This is a genomic window from Mycobacteroides abscessus ATCC 19977 (assembly GCF_000069185.1).
In the GTDB taxonomy this organism is placed as follows: domain Bacteria; phylum Actinomycetota; class Actinomycetes; order Mycobacteriales; family Mycobacteriaceae; genus Mycobacterium; species Mycobacterium abscessus.
Genome location: NC_010397.1, coordinates 4,414,765 through 4,436,153, shown reverse-complemented (window position 1 = coordinate 4,436,153; position 21,389 = coordinate 4,414,765). Strand labels below are relative to the sequence as shown.

16 protein-coding genes are annotated in these 21,389 nt (G+C 62.4%); 11 read left to right on the top strand and 5 right to left on the bottom strand.

Going from position 1 to position 21,389, the window contains the following annotated elements; genetic code table 11:
• Position 1: 1 nt before the first annotated feature.
• Positions 2–1,288: a lipase family protein gene (locus MAB_RS22055; protein WP_005112318.1), complete on the bottom strand. Its 1,287-nt coding sequence runs from the start codon at positions 1,286–1,288 to the stop codon at positions 2–4.
• 334 nt (positions 1,289–1,622) lie between these two features.
• On the opposite strand from MAB_RS22055, the gene MAB_RS22050 reads away from it, so the two are divergent.
• The 3 genes from MAB_RS22050 to MAB_RS22040 are packed head-to-tail and all read left to right on the top strand — an operon-like array spanning position 1,623 to position 4,476.
• Complete coding sequence (locus MAB_RS22050; protein ID WP_005112317.1) at positions 1,623–3,065, top strand: APC family permease; 1,443 nt, start codon at positions 1,623–1,625, stop codon at positions 3,063–3,065.
• Positions 3,062–3,658 (top strand): DUF1989 domain-containing protein, encoded by a 597-nt coding sequence (locus tag MAB_RS22045; RefSeq protein ID WP_005123408.1) that lies wholly within the window; start codon positions 3,062–3,064, stop codon positions 3,656–3,658. The genes MAB_RS22050 and MAB_RS22045 overlap by 4 nt, the downstream gene beginning before the upstream one ends.
• Positions 3,655–4,476, top strand: a complete 822-nt coding sequence (locus tag MAB_RS22040; protein WP_005098513.1) for a carbon-nitrogen hydrolase family protein — start codon at positions 3,655–3,657, stop codon at positions 4,474–4,476. Before MAB_RS22045 ends, MAB_RS22040 begins: the two co-directional genes overlap by 4 nt.
• A gap of 37 nt (positions 4,477–4,513) precedes the next feature.
• Here the strand turns inward: MAB_RS22040 and MAB_RS22035 are convergent, their stop codons facing one another.
• Positions 4,514–6,121: a PucR family transcriptional regulator gene (locus MAB_RS22035; RefSeq protein WP_005095244.1), complete on the bottom strand. Its 1,608-nt coding sequence runs from the start codon at positions 6,119–6,121 to the stop codon at positions 4,514–4,516.
• Between the two features lie 80 nt (positions 6,122–6,201).
• On the opposite strand from MAB_RS22035, the gene MAB_RS22030 reads away from it, so the two are divergent.
• From MAB_RS22030 to MAB_RS22010, 5 genes are all read left to right on the top strand, one after another.
• Positions 6,202–7,695, top strand: a complete 1,494-nt coding sequence (locus MAB_RS22030) for a CoA-acylating methylmalonate-semialdehyde dehydrogenase (RefSeq protein WP_005095242.1) — start codon at positions 6,202–6,204, stop codon at positions 7,693–7,695.
• An 11-nt stretch (positions 7,696–7,706) separates the two neighbouring features.
• Positions 7,707–9,095, top strand: coding sequence for an aspartate aminotransferase family protein (locus MAB_RS22025; protein ID WP_005112315.1), 1,389 nt, complete (start codon positions 7,707–7,709; stop codon positions 9,093–9,095).
• A 32-nt stretch (positions 9,096–9,127) separates the two neighbouring features.
• Positions 9,128–12,439 (top strand): NAD-glutamate dehydrogenase domain-containing protein, encoded by a 3,312-nt coding sequence (locus MAB_RS22020; protein ID WP_005112314.1) that lies wholly within the window; start codon positions 9,128–9,130, stop codon positions 12,437–12,439.
• Between the two features lie 4 nt (positions 12,440–12,443).
• Positions 12,444–13,022, top strand: coding sequence for a WhiB family transcriptional regulator (locus MAB_RS22015; RefSeq protein WP_005112313.1), 579 nt, complete (start codon positions 12,444–12,446; stop codon positions 13,020–13,022).
• A gap of 63 nt (positions 13,023–13,085) precedes the next feature.
• Positions 13,086–13,523, top strand: a complete 438-nt coding sequence (locus MAB_RS22010; RefSeq protein WP_005095231.1) for a nucleotide triphosphate diphosphatase NUDT15 — start codon at positions 13,086–13,088, stop codon at positions 13,521–13,523.
• Here MAB_RS22010 and ligD read toward each other — a convergent pair.
• On the bottom strand, positions 13,520–14,704 hold the full coding sequence (ligD, locus tag MAB_RS22005) for a non-homologous end-joining DNA ligase (RefSeq protein WP_005112312.1): 1,185 nt from the start codon (positions 14,702–14,704) through the stop codon (positions 13,520–13,522). The genes MAB_RS22010 and ligD overlap by 4 nt on opposite strands.
• Before the next feature lie 154 nt (positions 14,705–14,858).
• On the opposite strand from ligD, the gene fadD2 reads away from it, so the two are divergent.
• From fadD2 to MAB_RS21990, 3 genes are read left to right on the top strand one after another with little or no spacing between them, the layout of a single operon-like run.
• On the top strand, positions 14,859–16,529 hold the full coding sequence (fadD2, locus tag MAB_RS22000; RefSeq protein ID WP_005079983.1) for a long-chain-fatty-acid--CoA ligase FadD2: 1,671 nt from the start codon (positions 14,859–14,861) through the stop codon (positions 16,527–16,529).
• Between the two features lie 3 nt (positions 16,530–16,532).
• Positions 16,533–17,780: a saccharopine dehydrogenase family protein gene (locus MAB_RS21995; RefSeq protein ID WP_005064064.1), complete on the top strand. Its 1,248-nt coding sequence runs from the start codon at positions 16,533–16,535 to the stop codon at positions 17,778–17,780.
• A 30-nt stretch (positions 17,781–17,810) separates the two neighbouring features.
• Positions 17,811–18,275 (top strand): SRPBCC family protein, encoded by a 465-nt coding sequence (locus MAB_RS21990; protein WP_005079984.1) that lies wholly within the window; start codon positions 17,811–17,813, stop codon positions 18,273–18,275.
• On the opposite strand, the gene MAB_RS21985 is transcribed toward MAB_RS21990, so the two are convergent.
• Together MAB_RS21985 and MAB_RS21980 are read right to left on the bottom strand one after the other, a co-directional pair.
• Entirely contained in the window at positions 18,272–19,210 is a 939-nt protein-coding gene (locus MAB_RS21985; RefSeq protein ID WP_005071467.1) for an alpha/beta fold hydrolase, read from the bottom strand. The two genes, MAB_RS21990 and MAB_RS21985, sit on opposite strands and share 4 nt — an antisense overlap.
• A complete protein-coding gene (locus MAB_RS21980) occupies positions 19,200–21,383 on the bottom strand; it encodes an acyl-CoA dehydrogenase family protein (RefSeq protein ID WP_005089385.1) in 2,184 nt (727 codons plus the stop codon). The genes MAB_RS21985 and MAB_RS21980 overlap by 11 nt, the downstream gene beginning before the upstream one ends.
• Positions 21,384–21,389: the final 6 nt, after the last annotated feature.

The window sequence follows — 21,389 nt, the reverse complement described above, 5'->3', positions numbered from 1 at the left end:
GTTAGAAATGACCACAATTCGGACTGGTCGTAACGCCGTTGAACCGGTCGGTTACCCAGGCCATGCTCCTTTCGCCGTCGACGAAGACGGGAAGGAAGGTGTTGATGGCTAGTTTGTTGAATAGCGGCGGCTGCTCGTTGGTCCAGAACGTCACATCTGCGTTCATTGCGCAGTAGTCGAGGCCGGACTGACGCGCGGCGTTGTAGTCGTTCAAGGGATCGAAGCGATTGATCGCGATGTAGACCGGTCCCGTGGGTTTGGTGTTCCCCACGCGTTGCGCGGCAAGCAGGGTCTTGAACGGCTCGAGCTGTGCCAAGTGGGTGATGTCGTCGTTGAACCAGAACTGTAGATGTCGGAAGGCGTAGTCGATCCCTGTCTGCATGATGCAGGTGTGTCCGGACCAATCCAGCATTTGCAAGCCGCGCGGCGTCAGTGACTCGCGAATGGGTTGTTCCAGCTCGGGATACGAGGCAAAGAGGCCACGCAATATGTACCCTGTTGTCCCGGCCATGAAGCTGCCGTCGATACCGGGAAGCTCGGCCGCCAGATCAGTCATGGGGCTGTAGGCATAGGTGCCCACGACGTTTAGCTCCGGCGCGTAGCTTCCCACCTGTTCAGCGGCAGACAGCGACGCATGCGCGCCGGATGCAAATCCCCAGAACGCCACCGGACCGTGCGGGTCTAGGGAAGTGTCAACCAGTTTCATCGCTGCCCGGGCTGCGTCGATCAGGGCGGTGCCTGCCGCCACCCGGTTCAAGAACTGTGGTGATTGGGGGCCATGAACGCCCATGCCGATTCCGTCGGTCACCACTATCGCAAAGCCGCGGGCCAACAATGTTGCGACAAATCCCTCCTCGATGTTGAACATGAGGTCCATCCCTTGCGAGAAGTGGATGCCTTGGTCGAAGAGGCGCGATGGAGCGCATTGCTCGCCCATCCCATACGGAAGCGTCGCGTATGCCAGCAGCGGCCTGGGGCCGCGGCCCGTCCACGGCACGGACGGCTCGATATAGGTCCCGGTCACCGCTACCGGGTTGCCCCGGGCATCGTTGCTGCGGTACATGATTCGGGTACCTGTGCCCATGTAGGCGCCCAGCTGCCCCGACGGCTCGAGCACCAACCGTTGCGGCTCGGTGCGGATCAGATCGCCGGCTTGGCCGGCGGGTAGCGGATTTGGAGGTGTGTAGAACTCTTCATAGTGGCGATCGTCGGCGCGTGCGGTAGGCATCAACTGCCACAAAGAAACGATTGTGATCGCGAGGGCTGCCGTCAGTCTCCACAGGCGCATCGCAGGAGACGCCATTCTATGACTTGCCGCACTTGGCGGGCATATTGTGGCGCAGGTCTCATTCACGACGAGTCATTGTTGTAGCGAGACGGCAACCGGCGAAGGAGGCGTTCCGCCCAGAGGAACCCACGGGAATGCGCGCGGTGCGCAGGGCGTATCCCATCCGCGATGGTCGTCCTAGAGAGCACATCAAGACCCGGGGCCTGCTACGTGTCGTAAAGACGTTGGCTGACTTTCATACACAGTGTCGCTGGATGTCTCACTCTGGCGGGCGAACCATGACTTGAGACACAGCTGTCCGGGCGGCGGCGGAATTCATGATGAGGAGTGATAGTTGACGGCTTCGAAACGGGCATGCCAGGGCCACGGCTCGGCCGCGGAATCCGACCGGCCACAGAAGCTGGACGGTCAGCTGGGAGTGATAGGCATTGTCCTGATGGTTATCGCCGCTGCGGCGCCGTTGACGGTCATCGGCGGTGATGGGCTGCTGGCCATCGCCAGTGGGCCTGGGCCGGGCGCGCCGCTCGGCTTCTTGATCGCGGGCCTGCTATTGATGGCGTTCGCTGTGGGATTCGTGACGATGACGCCGTTCGTATCCGAAGCCGGCGCCTTCTTCTCGTACATCACCAAGGGGCTGGGCGAACGCTGGGGCCTCGGTGCTGCGTTCGTAGCTTTGGTGACCTACACGGCCATTCAGGTGGGTATGTATGGCTACATGGGTTGGGCGCTGAACGATCTCGTCACCTCGTACGGTGGTCCCGAATTACCATGGTGGCTTTGGGCAATCGTGACGCTCGGCCTCGTGGCATACCTGGGGTACCGCAATATCGAGCTCAGTTCAAAGGTTCTCGGCATTGCTCTGGTGCTCGAGATCGCTGTTGTCCTCGTCACCGATGCCGCGATTGTGTTCCAGGGCGGACGCGATGGAATCTCGGCCTACTCGTTCACTCCGGAGGCCGCGGCCTCCGGTCCCTTGGGCATTGCGATCCTGTTTGCATTCGCAGGGTTCATGGGATTCGAGGCCACCGCCGTGTTTCGCGACGAGGCACGCCAGCCGGAGCGCACTATCCCCCGCGCGACGTATCTTTCGGTGGCGATTATTGGTGTGTTCTATGCCGTTTCGTGTTGGGCGGTAGTGGAGGCTTGGGGGCCTGCGAACGTCAAGGACGTCGTTCAGAAGTCGCTGGATTCAGGCGGTAACGCGCTGTTGGATACCGCGGAGGCATATGTCGGGGCCGTGTTCCGGGACATCATGCAGATCCTTTTGGTGACGAGTCTTTTTGCCTGTGTTCTGTCCTTCCATAATGTGATCGCCCGGTACCAATTCGCGCTGGCCAATAAGGGAGTGTTGCCCGCTCCCGTGGGGCGGGTGCATCCCACCGAGAGATCTCCGCATATCTCTTCTGCATTGCAATCAATCACCGCTGTGGCCTTTGTGGTGCTGGTGGCGGCTGTCGGGCTAGACCCTATGGTGCAGGTATTCTCGTCGATGGCGGGTATCTCCACGGTGGGCATGCTCATGCTGTTGATCCTGACTTCTGTTGCCGTGCCGTTGTTTTTCTCACGAGACGACTCCGCCCGGGCCGGCCGGGTATTGACCACCTATGTGGCGCCGATCGTGGCGACCATCGGCTTGTCCGCCAGTGTGTACCTGGTTCTCAAAAACTTCACGCTGGTGACCGATCAGTCGACGGTGATCAGCACCGTGCTGGCCGCGCTTCCGATCGCGGCCTTGATCTACGGCTTGGTTCAAAAGAAGGGAGTACACCGCCGATGACAGTTGTAGAGGTACCCGGAGGGTACGGATCGGCGATGACGGTCGACGCCGGCAGTCTGATCAAGATCGTGAATCCGGCCGGAACTCAAGTAGTCGATTTCTGGGCGCACCAGCGCGCAGATCTGTCGGAGCATCTGGGCCTGGGCCAATGCCGGGAAGTGCTGGAAAGAATCTACTTCCGGACCGGAGATACCCTCATTAGCAATAGGTACAACGCGATGCTCACTGTGATGGCCGACGACACCGGGATTCTTCACGACACCTTGATCGCTCCGTGTAGTAGGGCGATGTACGGCTTCCTGGGCTTGGATCCCGATCATCGCAGCTGTACTTCGAACTACCATGAGGCATTGCCGGAACGGGCAGCGGCTGATCCGCCTCAACCTTGGAATCTGTTCATGACTGCGCAAGTGCGTACTGACGGAGCTATCCAATATGCTCGTCCGCCCATGCAGCCGGGGATGTCGGTGACGCTCAAGGCGCTGACTGATTTGGTGATTGTTGTTTCCGCTTGCCCCGACGATCACTATCCCACGAACGGCGGAGACGGATCTCCCCGTCCCGTCACTGTTGAAATTTCGGGTGACGCATGACCCTATCGACCGGCAGGCTGAAGGTGGCGGGATTACAGACCAGCGGGACGCCGGGAGACATAGCCGCCAATCTCGATGAGCTCGCCTCGGCGGCGTGCGCAGCCGCTGGTGAGGGAGCGCAACTACTCATTACGCCTGAGTTGTTCGTCACGGGATACGACATCGGCGACGTGATCTATGAACTCGCGGCGCAGGATCTGCTGTCACCCCTTAAGCGCATAGCGGAAGAGCACGGGATAGCCCTTGTTGTCGGGATTCCGGAAGCTGTGGGCGAAAAGCTTTATAACAGTGCGGTATTCGTGGATCAGCAAGGGCAGGTGCGTGCAACGCATCGAAAGACGCATTTGTTCGGGCCGCTCGACCGTCAGTACTTCACAGCGGGATCCGACGCTGTCACGGTTGTCGACTATCTGGGTCTCAAGGTTGGGATGATGATCTGCTACGACGTCGAATTTCCGGAGAATCCGCGCATGGCCGCACTGGAAGGTGTTGATCTTCTGGCCGTTCCGACTGCTCAGATGAAGCCGTTCGAGTTTGTCGCCGATTCGGTGATTCGCACGCGTGCGTGGGAGAACCAAATGTACGTGGCATATATCAATCATGCGGGACGAGAACGGCAAACGGCTTACGTCGGTCGCAGCAGCATCGTAGCGCCGGATGCCACCGTGCTAGGCAGGATACTGTCGGCGACCGGGATTATCTACGGCATCGTGGACGGCCACGCGGTAAGGAGCGCACGCAAGCGTAATCCCTATCTGTCGGATACACGCCCGGAACTCAACCAGCGGCTGATCAGACGGCACGAGCCAGGGGATTGACATTCGCACCCTGGTTAGCGGTGCAACCCAGCTGAGTTCAGGGATTGACGTGATCCAGCACCAGCATGGCTGTGTGCAACGACGTACGTGACTCCGCGTCATCCAGATCGACCCCCAGTAGCCGCTGGACGATCGCCAGTTTCGTGTACAGGGTGGGCCGTGACAGGTGCAGGCGTTTGGCCAGTTCGGTCTTGTTGCCGCCTGTATTGAGGAATTCGCGAAGCAACTGAAACAGATCGTCACCGTGGCGGGCTCGATTCTCGAGTACTCCACGCAGCTCTACTTCAGCGAATGCCTGCACCCGTGGATCGGACCGGATGAGTGCCAGTAGTCCGCGTAGTCGGGTGTCCGATGCACGGTGGAATGCCTTTGCATCGTCAGGAAGCGAGAGCGCGACCTCGGCTACGTGCGCCGAATCATCAAGTGACACGGCGGCGTCGATGAGGCGGGTCGAAGCTGGTCCTACTCCCACCACGCACCGGGAGATGTCATCAAGACGCTGCAGCGACGCTCGAATAACGGAGGAAACATTGGTCAGGATCTCTTCTGCCGAACTCGCATGGGTCTGGGACAACAGCACATCGATTTGGCCGGGCCGGGGGTTGGCTGTCAGGGCGGATAATCGTGCGGTCCTGACCGCGTGTCGGACTGCATCAAGCAGTCGAATCTGGCGGCGCTGCAACAGAACCTGATCGGCGCAGGGTTCTTCCCTGACGCGAACCGTCAACGGAATATAGCTTAGAGCGGGCTTGACTCCGAGCGCCCTGGCTCGGGCGGAGGCTTCCGCCTCGTCTTTGATTCGTCCGCGGCGTAGCTCCTCCACCAGCCCGCTCTGTGCCTGCTGTTCGAGCGTGGTCTGATGCTGTTCAATCATGCGGTGCAGTGCCAATGCCTGCGCTGCCCGTTCGAGCGCCATGCGGCCCCGTAGAGAGGATCCCCCGGATGGGGCGATCAAACGGCCCCATTCCTGTCGTCCAGGGCCGACGGGTGTGGTCAGCCACGATTCCGGTCCAGTCTCACCGGTTTCCGGCAATACCGGTGTGAGTCGAGAACGGCGCTCCCAATCGTGGATGACGCCAGTGGGGGAGTCACCATGTGTGGTGAACGCGACGACCTGACGATTGAGGTCTTCCAGTACGATCGCTGACTCGGCGATCTGTCCGCAAGCGTCCACGATTTCGCCGAGCGTTGCTCGGCGCATGGTCAGCTCAGTGAAAACCTCGTGCACGTGTCTGGCGAAAGCCACCTCGTCGTATTGCTCGGCCACTATCGACCGGTGGACCTGCTCGGTGACGTCGACAAATCGAATTTTTCGATGCAGTGCGATGACGGGGAGCTGCAGTTTGTCTGCCTCCCGTGCAACCCCCGAAGGTATGGCCTGCAAAGAGGTTCCAAGTTCTACGACGACCCCGGCGGCGCCCGCGGCGAACAGGCCACCGAGGTATCTCGTGCACGCATCGGGATCAGCCAGTGGCCCGCCTGTGGTCAGTACCAGCTCGCCTCCTTGTAGCAGACCCGAGAGGTCGGCAACGTCGGAAACATGGACCCAGCGAACCGGTCGATCCAGAGAGCCGCCCCCGACCACCTGCGGATCGCCGGCGAGCACGACCGGAAGGGCGAGAATCTCTGCCACCGTCATGTGCATTACACAATGTAATCACAAGCAGCTCAAGACATACAGTCCGTAACCCGATATTCGGCCGCGGGCCAGGCAGAGTCTCAGCCATGACACAGAGCATCACGCATTGGATGAACGGCAAGACCTACCCGGGAGTCGGCGGGCGGCTGGCACCCGTCACGAATCCGGCGACCGGCGCAGTCACCGGTGAAGTGGTGTTGGGCAGCGTCGCAGACGCACGTGCCGTGATCGACTCGGCCACCGTTGCATTCCCGGCCTGGCGAGACATGTCGCTCGCGAGACGTTCTGCCATTCTGTTCAATTTCCGTGAGTTGCTCAATGCCCGTAAGGAGGAGTTGGCGGCCATCATCACCAGCGAACACGGCAAGGTGCTGTCAGATGCGCTGGGAGAGGTTGGGCGGGGACAGGAGGTCGTTGAATTCGCCTGCGGTATACCGCATCTTCTCAAGGGCGGTTTCACCGAGAATGCCTCGACAAATGTCGATGTCTATTCGGTCCGGCAGCCGGTGGGCCCTGTCGCGATCATCAGCCCTTTCAACTTTCCCGCGATGGTGCCCCTCTGGTTCATCCCCGTAGCACTCGCGGCTGGAAACACCGTTGTGCTCAAACCATCCGAGAAGGATCCGTCCGCATCTCTGTGGTTGGCGCGGCTACTGGCCGAGGCAGGTGTGCCGGCGGGAGTATTCAACGTGCTGCAGGGGGATAAGACTGTTGTCGACGAGCTTTTGACACACCCAGCCGTCAAAGCCGTCAGCTTCGTCGGTTCCACACCAATTGCTCAATACGTGTATGCCACGGCGTCGGCTGCGGGCAAGCGCGTACAGGCGTTGGGCGGCGCGAAGAACCATGCGGTGGTCCTCCCCGATGCCGATCTCGACCTGGCTGCGGACGCATTGGTGAATGCCGGCTTCGGCTCGGCCGGTGAACGTTGTATGGCGATTTCCGTTGCGGTGGCGGTCGGTTCGATCGGAGATGAGCTGGTGGCACGCATTGCCCAGAGGGCGCGCGGTATCAAGACGGGTGACGGGACGGGCGACGCCGATATGGGCCCATTGGTAACCAAGGCTCACAGGGACAGGGTGGCGTCCTACATCGAGGCAGGAAGGGCAGCCGGAGCGGCCATCGTGGTCGACGGCCGCGAGGTCGAGGCCAACGGAGCCAGTGATGGATTTTGGCTCGGCCCAACCCTTATCGACCATGTCGGTCCGGATATGAGCGTATATACGGACGAAATTTTCGGTCCGATCTTGTCGGTGGTGCGCGTCGATACCTATGACGAAGCGCTAGAGCTGGTCAACAACAGCCCGTACGGAAATGGGACGGCAATCTTCACCAACGACGGCGGCGCGGCGCGGCGATTCCAGAATGAGGTGGAGGTCGGCATGGTGGGAATCAACGTACCCATCCCGGTTCCGATGGCCTATTACAGCTTTGGCGGATGGAAGAGCTCATTGTTTGGCGATACACACGCCCATGGCATGGAGGGTGTCAATTTCTACACCCGCGGCAAGGCAATCACGAGTCGTTGGCTCGACCCCAGTCATGGCGGAATCAATCTGGGATTCCCCGAAAACAAGTGAAAGACGAAACCATGACACTGACCCAAGAAACAGAAACCCTGCCCAACGGGTTGTCGGCGGCGGACGCTTTTCAGGAAGCTTCCCGGGCATACACACTCGACCGCGCGCATGTATTTCATTCGTGGTCGGCGCAAAGCCAGATCAAGCCGATGACGATTGTCGCCTCTGCCGGCTCCTACGTTTGGGACGGCGGAGGCCGTCGCCTACTGGACTTCTCGTCACAACTGGTCAATACGAATATCGGGCATCAACATCCGAAGGTGGTGGCCGCAATCCAGCGCCAGGCCGCCAAACTCTGCACCGTTGCACCGCAATACGCCAACGATGCCCGATCTGAGGCCGCGCGTCTCATCGCGGAACGTACGCCGGGTGATCTAGACAAAATCTTTTTCACCAACGGTGGTGCCGATGCGAACGAACACGCGGTCCGGATGGCACGGCTGCACACCGGTCGTTACAAAGTGCTCGCTCGCTACCGCTCATATCACGGTGGCACAGATACAGCCATCAATCTTACCGGCGACCCCCGGAGATGGCCCAACGACTACGGCAACAGCGGCGTGGTGCACTTCCATGGCCCGTTCCTGTACCGGTCAGTGTTCAACTCGGCGAATGAGGAGCAGGAGACCGAACGCGCGCTGGCTCATCTGGAGCAGACTATTCGGCTGGAAGGGCCGAGCACCATCGCGGCAATCGTGCTCGAATCTATACCGGGCACGGCGGGCGTCATGGTGCCGCCACCCGGGTACATGGCAGGGGTACGTGAGCTTTGCGACCAGTTCGGCATCGTGTTCATCGCGGATGAGGTGATGGCTGGGTTCGGCCGAACCGGTGAATGGTTCGCCATCAATCATTTCAATGTCGTCCCTGATCTGCTTACCTTTGCCAAGGGGGTGAACTCGGGCTATGTCCCGCTTGGTGGGGTTGCGATCAATGGGGCCATCGCCGAAACCTTCTCGGAAAGGGCTTATCCAGGCGGACTTACGTACTCCGGTCATCCCCTGGCCACGGCTGCGGCGGTGGCCACCATCGAGGCGATGGACGAAGAGGGCATGATCGGCAACGCGCGGCGAATTGGTCGCGATGTCTTAGGCCCACAGTTGCAACGGCTCAAAGAGCGCCACCGGTCTATCGGCGAAATTCGGGGCCTCGGGGTCTTCTGGGCCATCGAATTGGTGGCCAATCCGGAGAGTAGAGAACCGCTTTCGCCGTACGGAACGTCGAACGCAGCCATCAACAGCGTTGTGGCCGAATGTAAAGCGACGGGACTATTGCCTTTCGCAAACTTCAACAGAATCCACGCCGTACCACCATGCTCGGTGACGGATCTTGAAGTCCAAGAGGGGATCAAATCGCTGGACACAGCTCTGGCGATAGCGGACGAATATGTCGTTCCGTAGCTAGCCACATCACTTTGAAACGGAGAAGGACGATGATCACGACGTCGTCCTGCGGGGTTGTGCTGCCCGCAGGGTACATAGGTGAAGCGGAACGTTACCCGGAGGTAGACACCGCAACGCTCGACTTGCTCGCCGCCGACGGCTTCGAGTTCCGGATTCGCAGAGGTGACAACGGCCAGCTGCGAGTGACGCTTTACACCGCGGAAGGGACCGTTTCGCTTGAACGGGTACTGAGCCTGCTGGCGAGCTGTGATCTCGATGTCGTCAGTCAGGTGGCGATGACCATCCGGCGTCCCGACGCGCTGCTGTGTACTGTGCACGAATTCGAGGCCGAACCCAAACACGAACCGGCAGTCAATTTGTGGAACGACGACAGTACGTATCGTCCGATGACTGCGGCCATGTCAGCGATGTGGGCGGGATGGGTCGAGGTTGATCGGCTGGCGGTCCTTACCGTGAGTGCGGGGCTGAGCTGGCAGGATACGGCGTTGCTACGCGCGTATGGCCGATTCCTCCGACACACTGTTGTCCCACTGAGCCAGAATCGGATTCACGCGGTTCTGCTCTCCCATCCTGAGGTTTCCGCAGCTTTGGTCGAGCTCTTCCACCGGCAGTTCGACCCTGCGCTGTGCTCATCTGATGATGTCCGCGCGAAGCGAGTGGATCAACAGTTGGCCAGGGTAAAAGAACAGTTGGAACAGGTCAGCGGTTTGGACGCACATAGGACGCTGAATGCCTATTTGACACTCATATCGGCTACCTCCCGTACCAACTACTACCTGTCGGGAGGCTTGGGCCCGGATCGAAACCACATCTCATTGAAGTTCAGATCAGAAGAGATCGAGGAACTTCCCCGGCCTCGGCCACCCCGTGAGATCTTTGTCTACTCTCCCGAGGTAGAGGGCGTGCATATTCGGTTCGGGCAGATCGCTCGAGGGGGAGTGCGATGGTCTGACCGCCTCGATGACTATCGAACCGAGGTCCTCGGGCTAGCCAAGGCTCAGTCGGTGAAGAACGCGGTGATCGTTCCTGCGGGAGCCAAGGGAGGCTTCGTGGTGCGCAGGCCGCCGTCGCCCACCGGGAATCTCCAGGCGGATCATAGGGCGCACGAGCAGGCGGGCCGCCGATGCTATCGACAGTTCATCACGGGTCTGTTGGAAATCACTGACAATCTCTCGGCCGACGGCGAACCCAGTCATCCCGGCGATGTGGTCTGCCGTGATGGCTTCGACCCCTACCTTGTTGTGGCGGCGGACAAGGGCACGGCGACCTTCGCGGACGTGGCGAATGAGATTGCTGCCGAGCATGAATACTGGCTTGGTGATGCCTTCGCATCGGGTGGTTCGGTGGGTTATGACCACAAGAAGATGGGCATCACCGCCAAGGGGGCTTGGGTCAGCGTGCGCCGCCATCTCTCCGAGATGGAAATCGACGTCGACCGAGATTCGTTTGCAGTGGCCGGGATTGGTGATATGAGCGGTGACGTCTTCGGTAACGCGATGCTGCTGAGTCGAAGTCTCGCGTTAGTCGCGGCATTTGACCATAGGCACGTGTTCATCGACCCCGCACCTGATGTTGAACGTTCATGGCACGAGCGCAGGCGGCTGTTTGAGCTACCGGGGTCGTCGTGGGCGGACTACGCTCCCCATGCCATTAGCGCGGGAGGCGGTGTGTGGCCGCGGGACATCAAGTCGATACCGGTGTCTGATCAGATGCGGGCGGTGTTGGGCCTGGGCCCAGAGGTGTCAGTGTTGACGCCCCCTGCGATGATTCAGGCGATTCTGAGTGCACCTGTCGACCTGCTGTTCAACGGCGGTATTGGCACCTATGTGAAAAGTTCAGGCGAGTCACATTTAGCAGCCGGTGACAAGGCCAATGACATTGTCCGTGTGGATGCGAATGCCCTACGGTGCCGGGTGATAGCTGAGGGAGGCAACCTCGGACTCACCTCGTTGGCGCGCATTGAATATGCCCGCAGCGGCGGACGAATCAACACGGATGCACTGGACAACTCGGCGGGGGTGGACTGCTCAGACCGCGAGGTCAATATCAAGATTCTTCTTGGTGGCGCGATTCAAGACGGGCCGGGCGCGAGCTCTGACCGCTCGCAGTTCCTTGCGTCATTGACGGACGAGGTATCCAGGCTGGTCCTCCGTGACAACGCGGGCCAGAACCGACTGCTGGGTGAGGCACGTTCGCATGCGCATCTTCAGATCGATGTACATGGCCGAATGATCAACGATTTGGTTGCGAGGCGAGGACTGGACCGTGAATTGGAAGCGTTGCCGGGCCCCGAAGAACTCGGTGTTTTGGCTGCCGAGGGCAAGGGCCTGACGTCGCCGGAGCTTGCGACTCTGCTCGCGCATGCCAAACTGGATCTCAAAGCGGGGCTTACTCAGTGCGGCGCATTCGCCGGTCCCGTGTTCTCGGACCTAATGGCAGGGTACTTTCCTGTGCGACTGGCAGATGTTGTGGCCGTTGACGTGCATCCGCTCCGGAACGAAATCCTGGCTACCGAGCTGGTGAACGACATCTTCGAGATGGGCGGCATCACCTACGCCCATCGGCTGTGGGAGGAAACCGGTGCGACACCGGAGGACATCTTGCGTGCCTTTGTTGTCGTGACGGAAGTGTTTGATATACGCCAACTATGGGACGACATCGTGGCTGAGCAGGCCCGGCCTGCAGTGGAATACTCGATGATTGCGGAGGTGAGACGGCTCCTTGATCGCGCGTCGCGTTGGTTCCTGGCCAACCGCCAGCAGCCCTTGGCGGTGGACGCGGAGATCGCGCGATTTCGGGACCACATCCGTAAACACTCGGGGTTGGTGTCAGATCTGCTGTGTGGCAACGAGCTTGCCGCGATGCGGCTGATCCGAGAAGAGTTCGTCACTAAGGGGATCGGAGATTCGACGGCTAAGCGGTTGGCAGACGGCCTCTATCGCTACAGCTTGCTGGACATCATCGAGGTGGCGTCGGAGACGGGACTGACTGTCGAGATGGTGGCGTCAACGTACTTCACGCTGTCGGACCGGCTTGATATCGACAGATGGCTTATCGCCGTGTCAGCTTTGCCGCGGAGGGATCGGTGGCACACCCTGGCGCGGTTGACGCTACGGGAGGATCTGTACCGCTCGGTGCGGCTGCTTACGCGCGATGTTGTAACGGAGGCGGCGGTGGGCGGGAACGCCGATCGGCTCATAGCAGAATGGGAACGCGACAACTGGGCTCATGTGCAAAGGGCCGGCGCGCGGTTGGAGGAACTGGCCGGCAAGGCATCTCATGATGTGGCATCGCTATCGGTGGCCGCGCGTTACGTCCGGTCGATGGCGAATCTGAGCTGATGCGGTGGACCGATTCGATAGCGAGATCATTGCGTTCGTCACCAAGTGGATTCCGTATGGCGGCCCGCCACCGGGGGAGTCACTGGCGGAATTCGGCCTCCTGAACGATCAGTTGGTTGCTCGGGTGCGAGATATCCATGGCCGCCTCTGTCCGGACTCGCTGGACTGGGACGGACGGCATGGACAGGCCGCCGAAGCCTTGGCCTTCCTGGACGGCGCCAGCCCGTGCGGCACCGATGTCGCGAGTGCGCGGAGCTTAGAAGACACCGCAGTGGCTGCGCTTGTACATCCGACCACAGCGAGCGCATCGCAGTCCGGTTGGCGACATGATGCGTTGTGCCGGGGAATGCCATGGGATTTCTTCTATTCGCCGGACGACGAGCGCGGCGCACGGCGCAGAGAACGCGAGCGCCGTGCACTGATCATCTGCCGAGGTTGCCGAGTCGTCGCAGAATGTCGAGGATATGCGCTGGAAAGGCGTGAGGCATTCGGTGTGTGGGGAGCAACCACGGCCGAACAGCGAGAGCAGATCCTGGGATCAGCACCCGATCAACCGGCTGTGGTGGTGGTCGCTGACAGATGAACGCTATAGACATACTTTGGGAGGGCAGCCGTCAACTGCTTGCTTCAGATCAAGGAGTGTCCAATGACCACAGACTGCCCGCGCCCGCACCCCGGCATCGGATGTTTCGTGGTGCGAAACGGTCGTTTTCTCATGGGGCGCCGGCACGGTGCGCATGGCGCCGGCACATGGTCCGTGCCGGGTGGCTGGATCGAATGGGGGGAGAGCCCGGAGGCCGCGGCTATTCGCGAGGTTCGTGAGGAGACGGGAATGCTGGTCGTGGACGCACGCGTAGCGGGTGCCACGACGACATCGCACCCCGAGGGGATGTGCTCGGTCACGCTATGGGTGGTTGCGCGTTGGGTATCCGGTGAACCGGTAGTGATGGAGCCGGACAAGTACGCGGAGCACCGGTGGTATGGGTTGGATGAGGCGCTTCCTGCGCCGTTATTCGAGGTCTGGGAAGATCTGCTGGGATCGCCCGCCTACGGCGAGTTACGTGCGATGTTGAGTGAGGCCTAGCTCCACGGCGAGTAGTCGGCGATCAGCTCCTCCTGTGCGGGCCTTTGTCCTTCGGGGACATGTACCAGGTTGATCCGCACCCGGTACCAGACGGAGCTCGGCCCGCGCATACCGTCGATCAGAATGTCTTGTGGTTCAAGTAGACCGGCCACTCGTGGATAGGTATCGCGCCAGACATCAAGGGCTGCTTGGGCTTCTGGCTTGGTCTTGGTCCTCGCGATTTCGATGAGGGGCATCGTCGGCCGGCGGCGTCCGTCACGCGAGGCACCCTTGGGCGCCTTTTCCGCGGGCCCCAGCTCGGCGGCCAACTCCAGCAGCTGATCGAGTGTCCCGGTCGCATCGTCCATGCCCCGCCAGGGGTCATCGATATCGGCGAACCGTTCTCGCACCGTGTGCAGGGTGAAGGACTCGGGGCGGCAGCCGGCCACCTCGTCCCAGCGCAGCGGAGTCGACACCCGGGCATCCGGGGTGGCACGCACCGAATAGGCAGAGGCGACAGTACGGTCCTTCGCGTTCTGGTTGAAGTCGACGAACACCCCATGGCGCTCCTCCTTCCACCAGCGGCTGGTCGCCAGTTCGGGGGCGCGGCGTTCAACCTCGCGGGCCACCGTCTCGGCGGCCAGCCGCAGTTCCCGGTACGTCCACCGCCGTGCGACCGGGGCATAGATGTGAAAGCCCCGGGAACCGGACGTCTTGGGCCAGGCGGTCAGCCCGTGATCTTCCAACACCCCGCGAACGACAAACGCGACATCCAGGATCTGGCTCCATGGCACCCCCGGCACCGGGTCCAGGTCGATGCGCAGCTCGTCGGGGTGGTCCAGGTCATCGGCACGCACCGGATGCGGATTGAGATCGACACAGCCGAGATTGACCACCCAGGCCAGCGATGCCGCATCGGTGACGACGGCCTCCCGGGCGGAGGTCCCGCGCGCATAGTGCAGCTCGGCCGAGGCGATCCAATCCGGGCGCTTTTCCGGCACGCGCTTCTGAAACACCGCCTCCTGCGCGATGCCCTTGACGAACCGCTTCAAGATCATGGGCCGGTCGCGTACCCCGCGCAGCGCTCCCTCTGCGACATCGAGGTAGTAGTGGACCAGGTTGCCCTTGGTGATGCCCGAGTCGGGAAAAATCACTTTATCCGGGTGCGTGATGGTGACATCGCGCCCCGCGACCTGCAGCACAAGGTCTGCCTTGGATGAGCCGCTTGCGCGAAGACCATCCGCCATGGCGCCATCGTAGGGCCGCAGACCGACTTTCCTGGGCGTACTTCGTGACGTGCCCCCGACCGACCGGTTGGCTGTGCCGTTGAGAGGGAGGTCACATAGGCTGTCGATCATGTCGATCACCGCCGAACGGCCGCTCTTCTCGAAACTTCAGACCCTTGCGAAGCGCGGTGGCGCTGAGCTGCATTATCTTCGCAAGGTCATCGAGGCGGGGATGCTCAAATTGGATCCGCCGAACGTGCTGGCGGGCCTCGTTCGCGACTTTTACCGGTTCGGCGAGATCGGCGCGGTGCCCGCGTTCGGGGCGCACCGCAGCCCATCGCGGACCGCGATCATCGATGACGAGGGGTCCATCACCTACGCCGAACTGAACGACGCGGTGAACGCCCTGGCGCACGGCCTGAATCGGCTCGGGATCAAGGGCGGCGACGGCGTCGCGATCCTGGCGCGCAACCACCGCTGGTTCATCATCGCCAACTATGCCGCGCATCGCGCAGGTGCCCGCGTCATCTTGCTCAACACCGACTTCTCGGGGCCGCAGACCAAGGAGGTCGCCGAGCGTGAAGGCGCCCGTGTCCTGATCTATGACGCCGAGTACGCCGAGTTCCTGGACGGGTACAGCCCCGAGCTGGGCCGGATCATGGCGTTGCCGACCAACCCGGACAACCCGGACCAGCCGGCCTCGACCGACGAGACCATCGCGTCGGTGATCAAGCGCAACAGCACCTCGCCGGCTCCGCGTCCTTCGAAGTACTCGTCGTTGGTGATTCTCACCAGCGGCACCACCGGCACGCCCAAGGGAGCCCCGCGCAAGCTGGCGCTGACCCTGGCGCCCGTCGGCGGCATGTTCTCGCATGTCCCGTTCCGTTCGGGCGAGGTCACCTCGGTGCCCGCACCGATGTTCCACGCATTGGGTTATCTGCACCAGAGCCTGGCGCTGACGCTGGGATGTACCCTGATCCTGCGCCGGAAGTTCAAGCCCGAGAACGTGCTTGCCGATGTCGAGAAGTTCAAGGTCACCGCGATCGTGGTGGTGCCGGTGATGCTCAATCGCCTGCTCAATGCTCTCGACGAGTTGTCCGTGAAGCCCGACTTATCGTCCCTGCGTATCGTTTTCGTGTCCGGATCGCAGCTGGGCGGCGAATTGGCCTCCCGGGCGATGGACACCCTGGGGCCGGTCATCTACAACCTGTACGGGTCCACCGAGGTGGCGTTCGCCACCATCGCGCGGCCCCAGGATCTGGCCATCAACCCGTCCACAGTGGGCCCGGTGGTCAAGGGCGCGACCGTGAAAATCCTTGACGACGAAGGCAAACCGGTCTCACAGGGAACGGTCGGGCGCATCTTCGTCAGTAACGCGATCCCGTTCGACGGTTACACCGGCGGCGGACACAAGCAGATCATCGACGGCCTCATGTCCAGTGGCGACGTCGGCTACTTCGACGAGCATGGACTGCTCTACGTCTCCGGCCGTGATGACGAGATGATTGTCTCGGGCGGTGAGAACGTGTTCCCCGCCGAGGTCGAAGACCTGATCAGCGGGCATCCGGAGGTCATTGAGGCCACGGCGCTCGGGGTGGACGATCCGGAATGGGGCGCACGGCTGCGTGCGTTCGTGGTCCGCCATCCCGACTCGACCGTGGACGCCGACGGCATCCGCGCCTATGTGCGCGATAATCTGGCCCGATACAAGGTGCCGCGCGACGTCGTGTTTCTGGATGTCTTGCCGCGCAACCCATCCGGAAAGATTCTCAAGCGTGAGCTGCGCGAGCTGGAGGTGTAGCCAATGTCCCGCGAACACGACATCGTGCTGTACGGGGCAACGGGATACGTCGGGAAGCTGACGGCTCTGTACTTGGCTGGACGGGTGGAGGCCACCGGTGCGCGGATCGCGCTGGCCGGGCGTAGCACCGAAAAGCTCGCCGCCGTGCGTGATGCTTGCGGCCCCGCCGCGCGGGACTGGCCGCTGATCGAAGCCGACACGACGCGGCCCGCGACGCTGGCGGCCATGGCGGCATCCACACAGGTGGTGTTGACCACGGTCGGGCCGTACACAAAGTACGGGCTCCCGCTGGTGGCCGCGTGCGCCGAGGCGGGCACCGACTACGCGGATCTGACCGGCGAGGTCAACTTTGTCCGGGAAAGCATCGACGTATACGGCAAGCAGGCAGCAGACACCGGCGCCCGGATTGTCCACTGCTGCGGATTCGACTCCATCCCATCGGATTTGAGTGTGTACGCACTGTACCGGCGGGCGCAGGAAGATGGCACCGGCGAGCTTCTTGACACCACGTATGTGCTGAGCAAGTTCCGGGGCGGAGTCAGCGGTGGCACGGCGGCGTCGATGGTGGAGGTGATGGAGGCCAGTGCCGAAGACCCGGAAGTGCGCCGCAACGCGCAGGATCCCTACTCGCTGAGCCCGGATCGTCCGGCCGAACCCGAGGTGGGCCGGCAGCGCGAATTTCAGACATTGCGCGGCGAATCCGTTGCGCCCGAGTTGACGGGCAAATGGCTGGGCGCGTTCTTCATGGGCCCCGTCAACACCAGGATTGTGCGTCGCAGCAACGCGCTGCTCGATTGGGCATACGGCACCCGGATGCGGTACCGCGAGGCGATGAGTTTGGGCAGCTCGGTAGTGGCCCCGGTGGCGGCGGCCGCGGTAACCGGAGCCCTGACGGTTGGCTTCGGTCTAGGAACACGTGTGCCGCTGCCGAAATTCATTGCCCAGCGCGTACTTCCGAAGCCGGGAACCGGGCCGAGTGAACGTACCCGGGAACGGGGCCACTATCGGGTGGAGACCTACACCACCACAACCGAGGGTGTGCGGTATCGGGCGATCATCGCTCAGGAAGGTGACCCCGGCTACAAGGCGACCGCCGTGCTGCTTGGCGAGAGCGGCCTGACCTTGGCCTTGGATCGCACTGAACTGCCGGACCGGCTGGGCGTTTTGACGCCCGCGGCGGCCATGGGCGACCCCTTACTCGAACGGCTGCGTGCCGCCCGGGGTGTGACCGTCGAGGTTGAACGGCTCTAAGACTCTCCGCCAAATGATTGGAGTGCAGGTATGTCCGTATCGGTAGTAGACCCAGGCCCGCAGCAGATCAGCCGCTCAGTCGAAGTATCCGCCCCGGCAACGGAATTGTTCGCCATTGCGGCGGATCCGCGGCGCCATCATGAACTCGACGGTTCCGGCACGGTGGGCCAAAACATCCGTACGCCCGACCATCTTCAGGTTGGCTCACGATTCTCCACTGGCATGCGGATGTTCGGGCTTCCGTACCGCATCACCAGCACCGTCACCGAGTTGGACCCCGACAAAGTTGTCGAATGGCGTCATCCTCTGGGCCACCGATGGCGGTGGGAGTTCGTCGCGTTGTCGCCGACCAGCACCCGCGTCACCGAGACATTCGACTTCCGGAATGCCGGACCGATCCAGAGCCTGCTGAACTACAAACTTCCCGGCTTCGTCAAGGCGAACGCGAAGGGGATCGAGGCCACTCTGCGGCGACTTCAGGCCCGGTACAGCTAGCCGGCGGATTCCCGGGTAACCGGGGCGGCCGGCTGCCCCAGGGCTTCCAGCACCGTCACGATCTCGTTGACGACCTCGCTGGAGCGCTCGTTGGGCAGCATATGGCCCGAGCCCGGGTAGGTGCGCAGTTCGTTGGTCTGCAAGGCTGCGGCAATAATGCGGGAATCGCCTGCCGGGGTGAGGAAGTCGCGGTCGCCGGCCAGTACTGCCGTCGGCATGCCCCGATAGGCGCTCAGGCCCTCGGTCAGATCCTCATGCAGCACCATGCTCTCCGCGGCATCCTTGTAGCTACGCGGGGTGCCCGAGCGGATCTGATCCCATACCCGGCCGACGTCGTAGGGGCGCGGATCGCGTCCGAATACCAGCGTCGAGATGATCGGGCGCATGAGGTAACCCTGCTGCAGGAACCAGCCCTGCGCCACGACGCCCAGTATCACCGCCTTGACGACCTGGAAGACCGGTGGAACCACCCGGAGGCGGTGCAGGAGCCGGCCAGCCGACGTGGCAACGAAGACCGCACCGGAAATCCGTTGAGCCACCAGGTCGGGGTGGTATTCGCCCAGGCCCATCATGGTCATGCCGCCCATCGAATGCCCGACGATCACGATCTGCCCGGCGGGAATCTGGGCGTTGATGAAGTCGGCAGCATCCGTGGCGAGTTGACGAACGTTGACTGTGCCCTCGGGAGCGGCGTCGGACTTGCCGTGTCCACGGTGGTCGAGCGCGATGATGCGCAGCTCCGGATCACGTTCGTGCAGCGGGCCGGCGACGTCGTCCCAGGCCTCGCGGTTCTGGGTCCAGCCGTGCAGGAACAGCACGGTGGTGGGCGCCTTACGGTTCCCGGTGTCGGAGAATCCGATTCGGGTGCCATCGCCCGCGGTGAAGAATCCCTCATGCTGGCGCCACGCGGTTTCGGTAGCGGTATTACGGGTCACGCGGCAGTCCTAACAGTCGCTCGGCAATGATGTTGAGCTGCACCTCGGAGGTGCCGCCGTAGATAGTGGTGGCACGGCTAGCTAGAAGATAGTCCGCCCAGCGGCCTTGTTCCTGTTCGGAATCGCCGATGGCGCCGTCTTGCCCGAAATGATTCACCACGAACTCGGCGTACCCCTGCCCGGTGCGCATGCCAAGGAGCTTGGACACCGCCGCCGACGGCATCGGGTCACCACCGGCGAGGGTCAGCAGTGTGGAGCGCAAGTTGAGTAGCTTCACCCCGTGTCCTTCGGCGATGAGCTGTCCGGCGCGATCGCGTGCCACCTCGCCGAGGTCGTGCGTGCCGACGAACGCCACCAGGTCGTCCAGGCTGGCCAGGAATGGCAGATCCGAGCTGCCGATGGAAACGCGTTCCGCGGTCAGCGTGTTGCGGCTGACCTCCCAGCCGCGGTTGACCTCGCCGACCACCAACTCGTCCGGCACGAACACGTCGTCGATGAAGACCTCGTTGAATAGCGCGCCGCCGGTCATCTCGCGCAACGGTCGAACGGTGACTCCTTCACTCTTCATGTCGACGAGGAAGTAGGTGATGCCGTTGTGCTTGGGGGCGCTGGGGTCCGTCCTGGCCAGGCAGGCACCCCAGTCGGCGAACTGAGCCACCGATGTCCAGATCTTCTGGCCGGTGAGGCGCCAGCCACCCTCGACCTTGACCGCCTTGGTGGACAGGCCCGCCAGATCCGATCCCGCGCCCGGCTCGGAAAACAGCTGGCACCACATCATCTCGCCGCGGAACGTGGGAGGAAGGAACCGCTGCTTTTGTTCTTCGGTGCCATACGCGACGATGGACGGCACCAGCCAGGTGGCGATGCCGAGCTGAGGGCGGCGCACCTTTCCGGTAAGGAACTCCTGGGAGATGATCACCTGCTCGACGGGGGAGGCGGCACGACCCCACGGGGTGGGCAGATACGGCAGCACCCATCCGCCTTCGGCGATGGCGGTGTTGCGCTTGCCGGACGGGATCTCTTTGAGAGCGGCGACCTCGGCACGGATTTCCGCGCGCAGGGCCTCGGTCTCCGGCGCTAGATCGATGTCAACCTTGCGCAGGCCGTGTTCGACGGCGGTGCGCACCACGGTTGCCGGTGCCCCGCCGGAACGGCCCAGAGCGGCAGTGAGACCCAGCGCTCTGCGGTAGTAGATGTGGGCGTCATGTTCCCAGGTGTAGCCGATGCCGCCGTGCACCTGAATGCAGTCCTGCGCGCATTGCTGGGCCGCGGCCGGTGCCAGCGTCGCGGCCACCGAGGCCGCGAATTCGACCACGCCCGGATTCTCGTCGGCATCGTCGAGAGCGCGAGCGGCATCCCACACGGCCGCGGTGGCGCGTTCGGTGACGGCCGCCATGGTGGCGCACTTGTGTTTGATGCCCTGGAATTGGCCGATGGGGCGGCCGAATTGCTCACGCACCTTGGCGTATTCGGACGCGGTGTCGGTGGCCCAACGGGCAACGCCCACGGCCTCGGCGGACACGATCGTGGAGATGATGCTGGTGGCCCGAGCGTCGGTGAGGTTGCTCAGCACACGATCGGCCGGAACCTGCACGGCGGTCGCGGTCACATGCGCCACCGGTCGCAGGGGGTCCACGCTCTGCTGCGAGTCAAGAGTGACATCGTCGGCGCTCAGTACCACCCACCTCCGATCGGAGTCGATGGCGACCGGCGCCACCACATATGTGGCGGACGTCGCCGAAAGCACCGAGCGTGCCTGCCCGTCCACGCTCAGGCCATCGCCGGCAGGCGTCGCGGTAAACGACGACGTGGAGGAGAAGGTGGCGATGGACGCGCCCGAGGCCAGGTCGCTCAGCAGCGGATGATCGGGGTCGTGTGCGCTGATGAGCGCGCTCGCGATCACCGAGGGGACGAACGGCCCGGGCACCGCGCCCCGACCGAACTCGGCCACCACGATGGCAAGCTCTAATGCGCCAAATCCCTGACCGCCGACCGATTCCGCGAGGTGCACGGAGGTCAGGCCCTGATCGGCGGCGCTCTTCCAGAACGGAGGAGGCCACGGCAACGGGGTCTCGAGTGTCTCGTGCAGCAGCTCGGTGGGCACAACACGTTCGACGAACGCATGTGCCGAATCCGCAAGTGCTACATGCTCACTGTTGATGGCGATCGGCATCTGAAT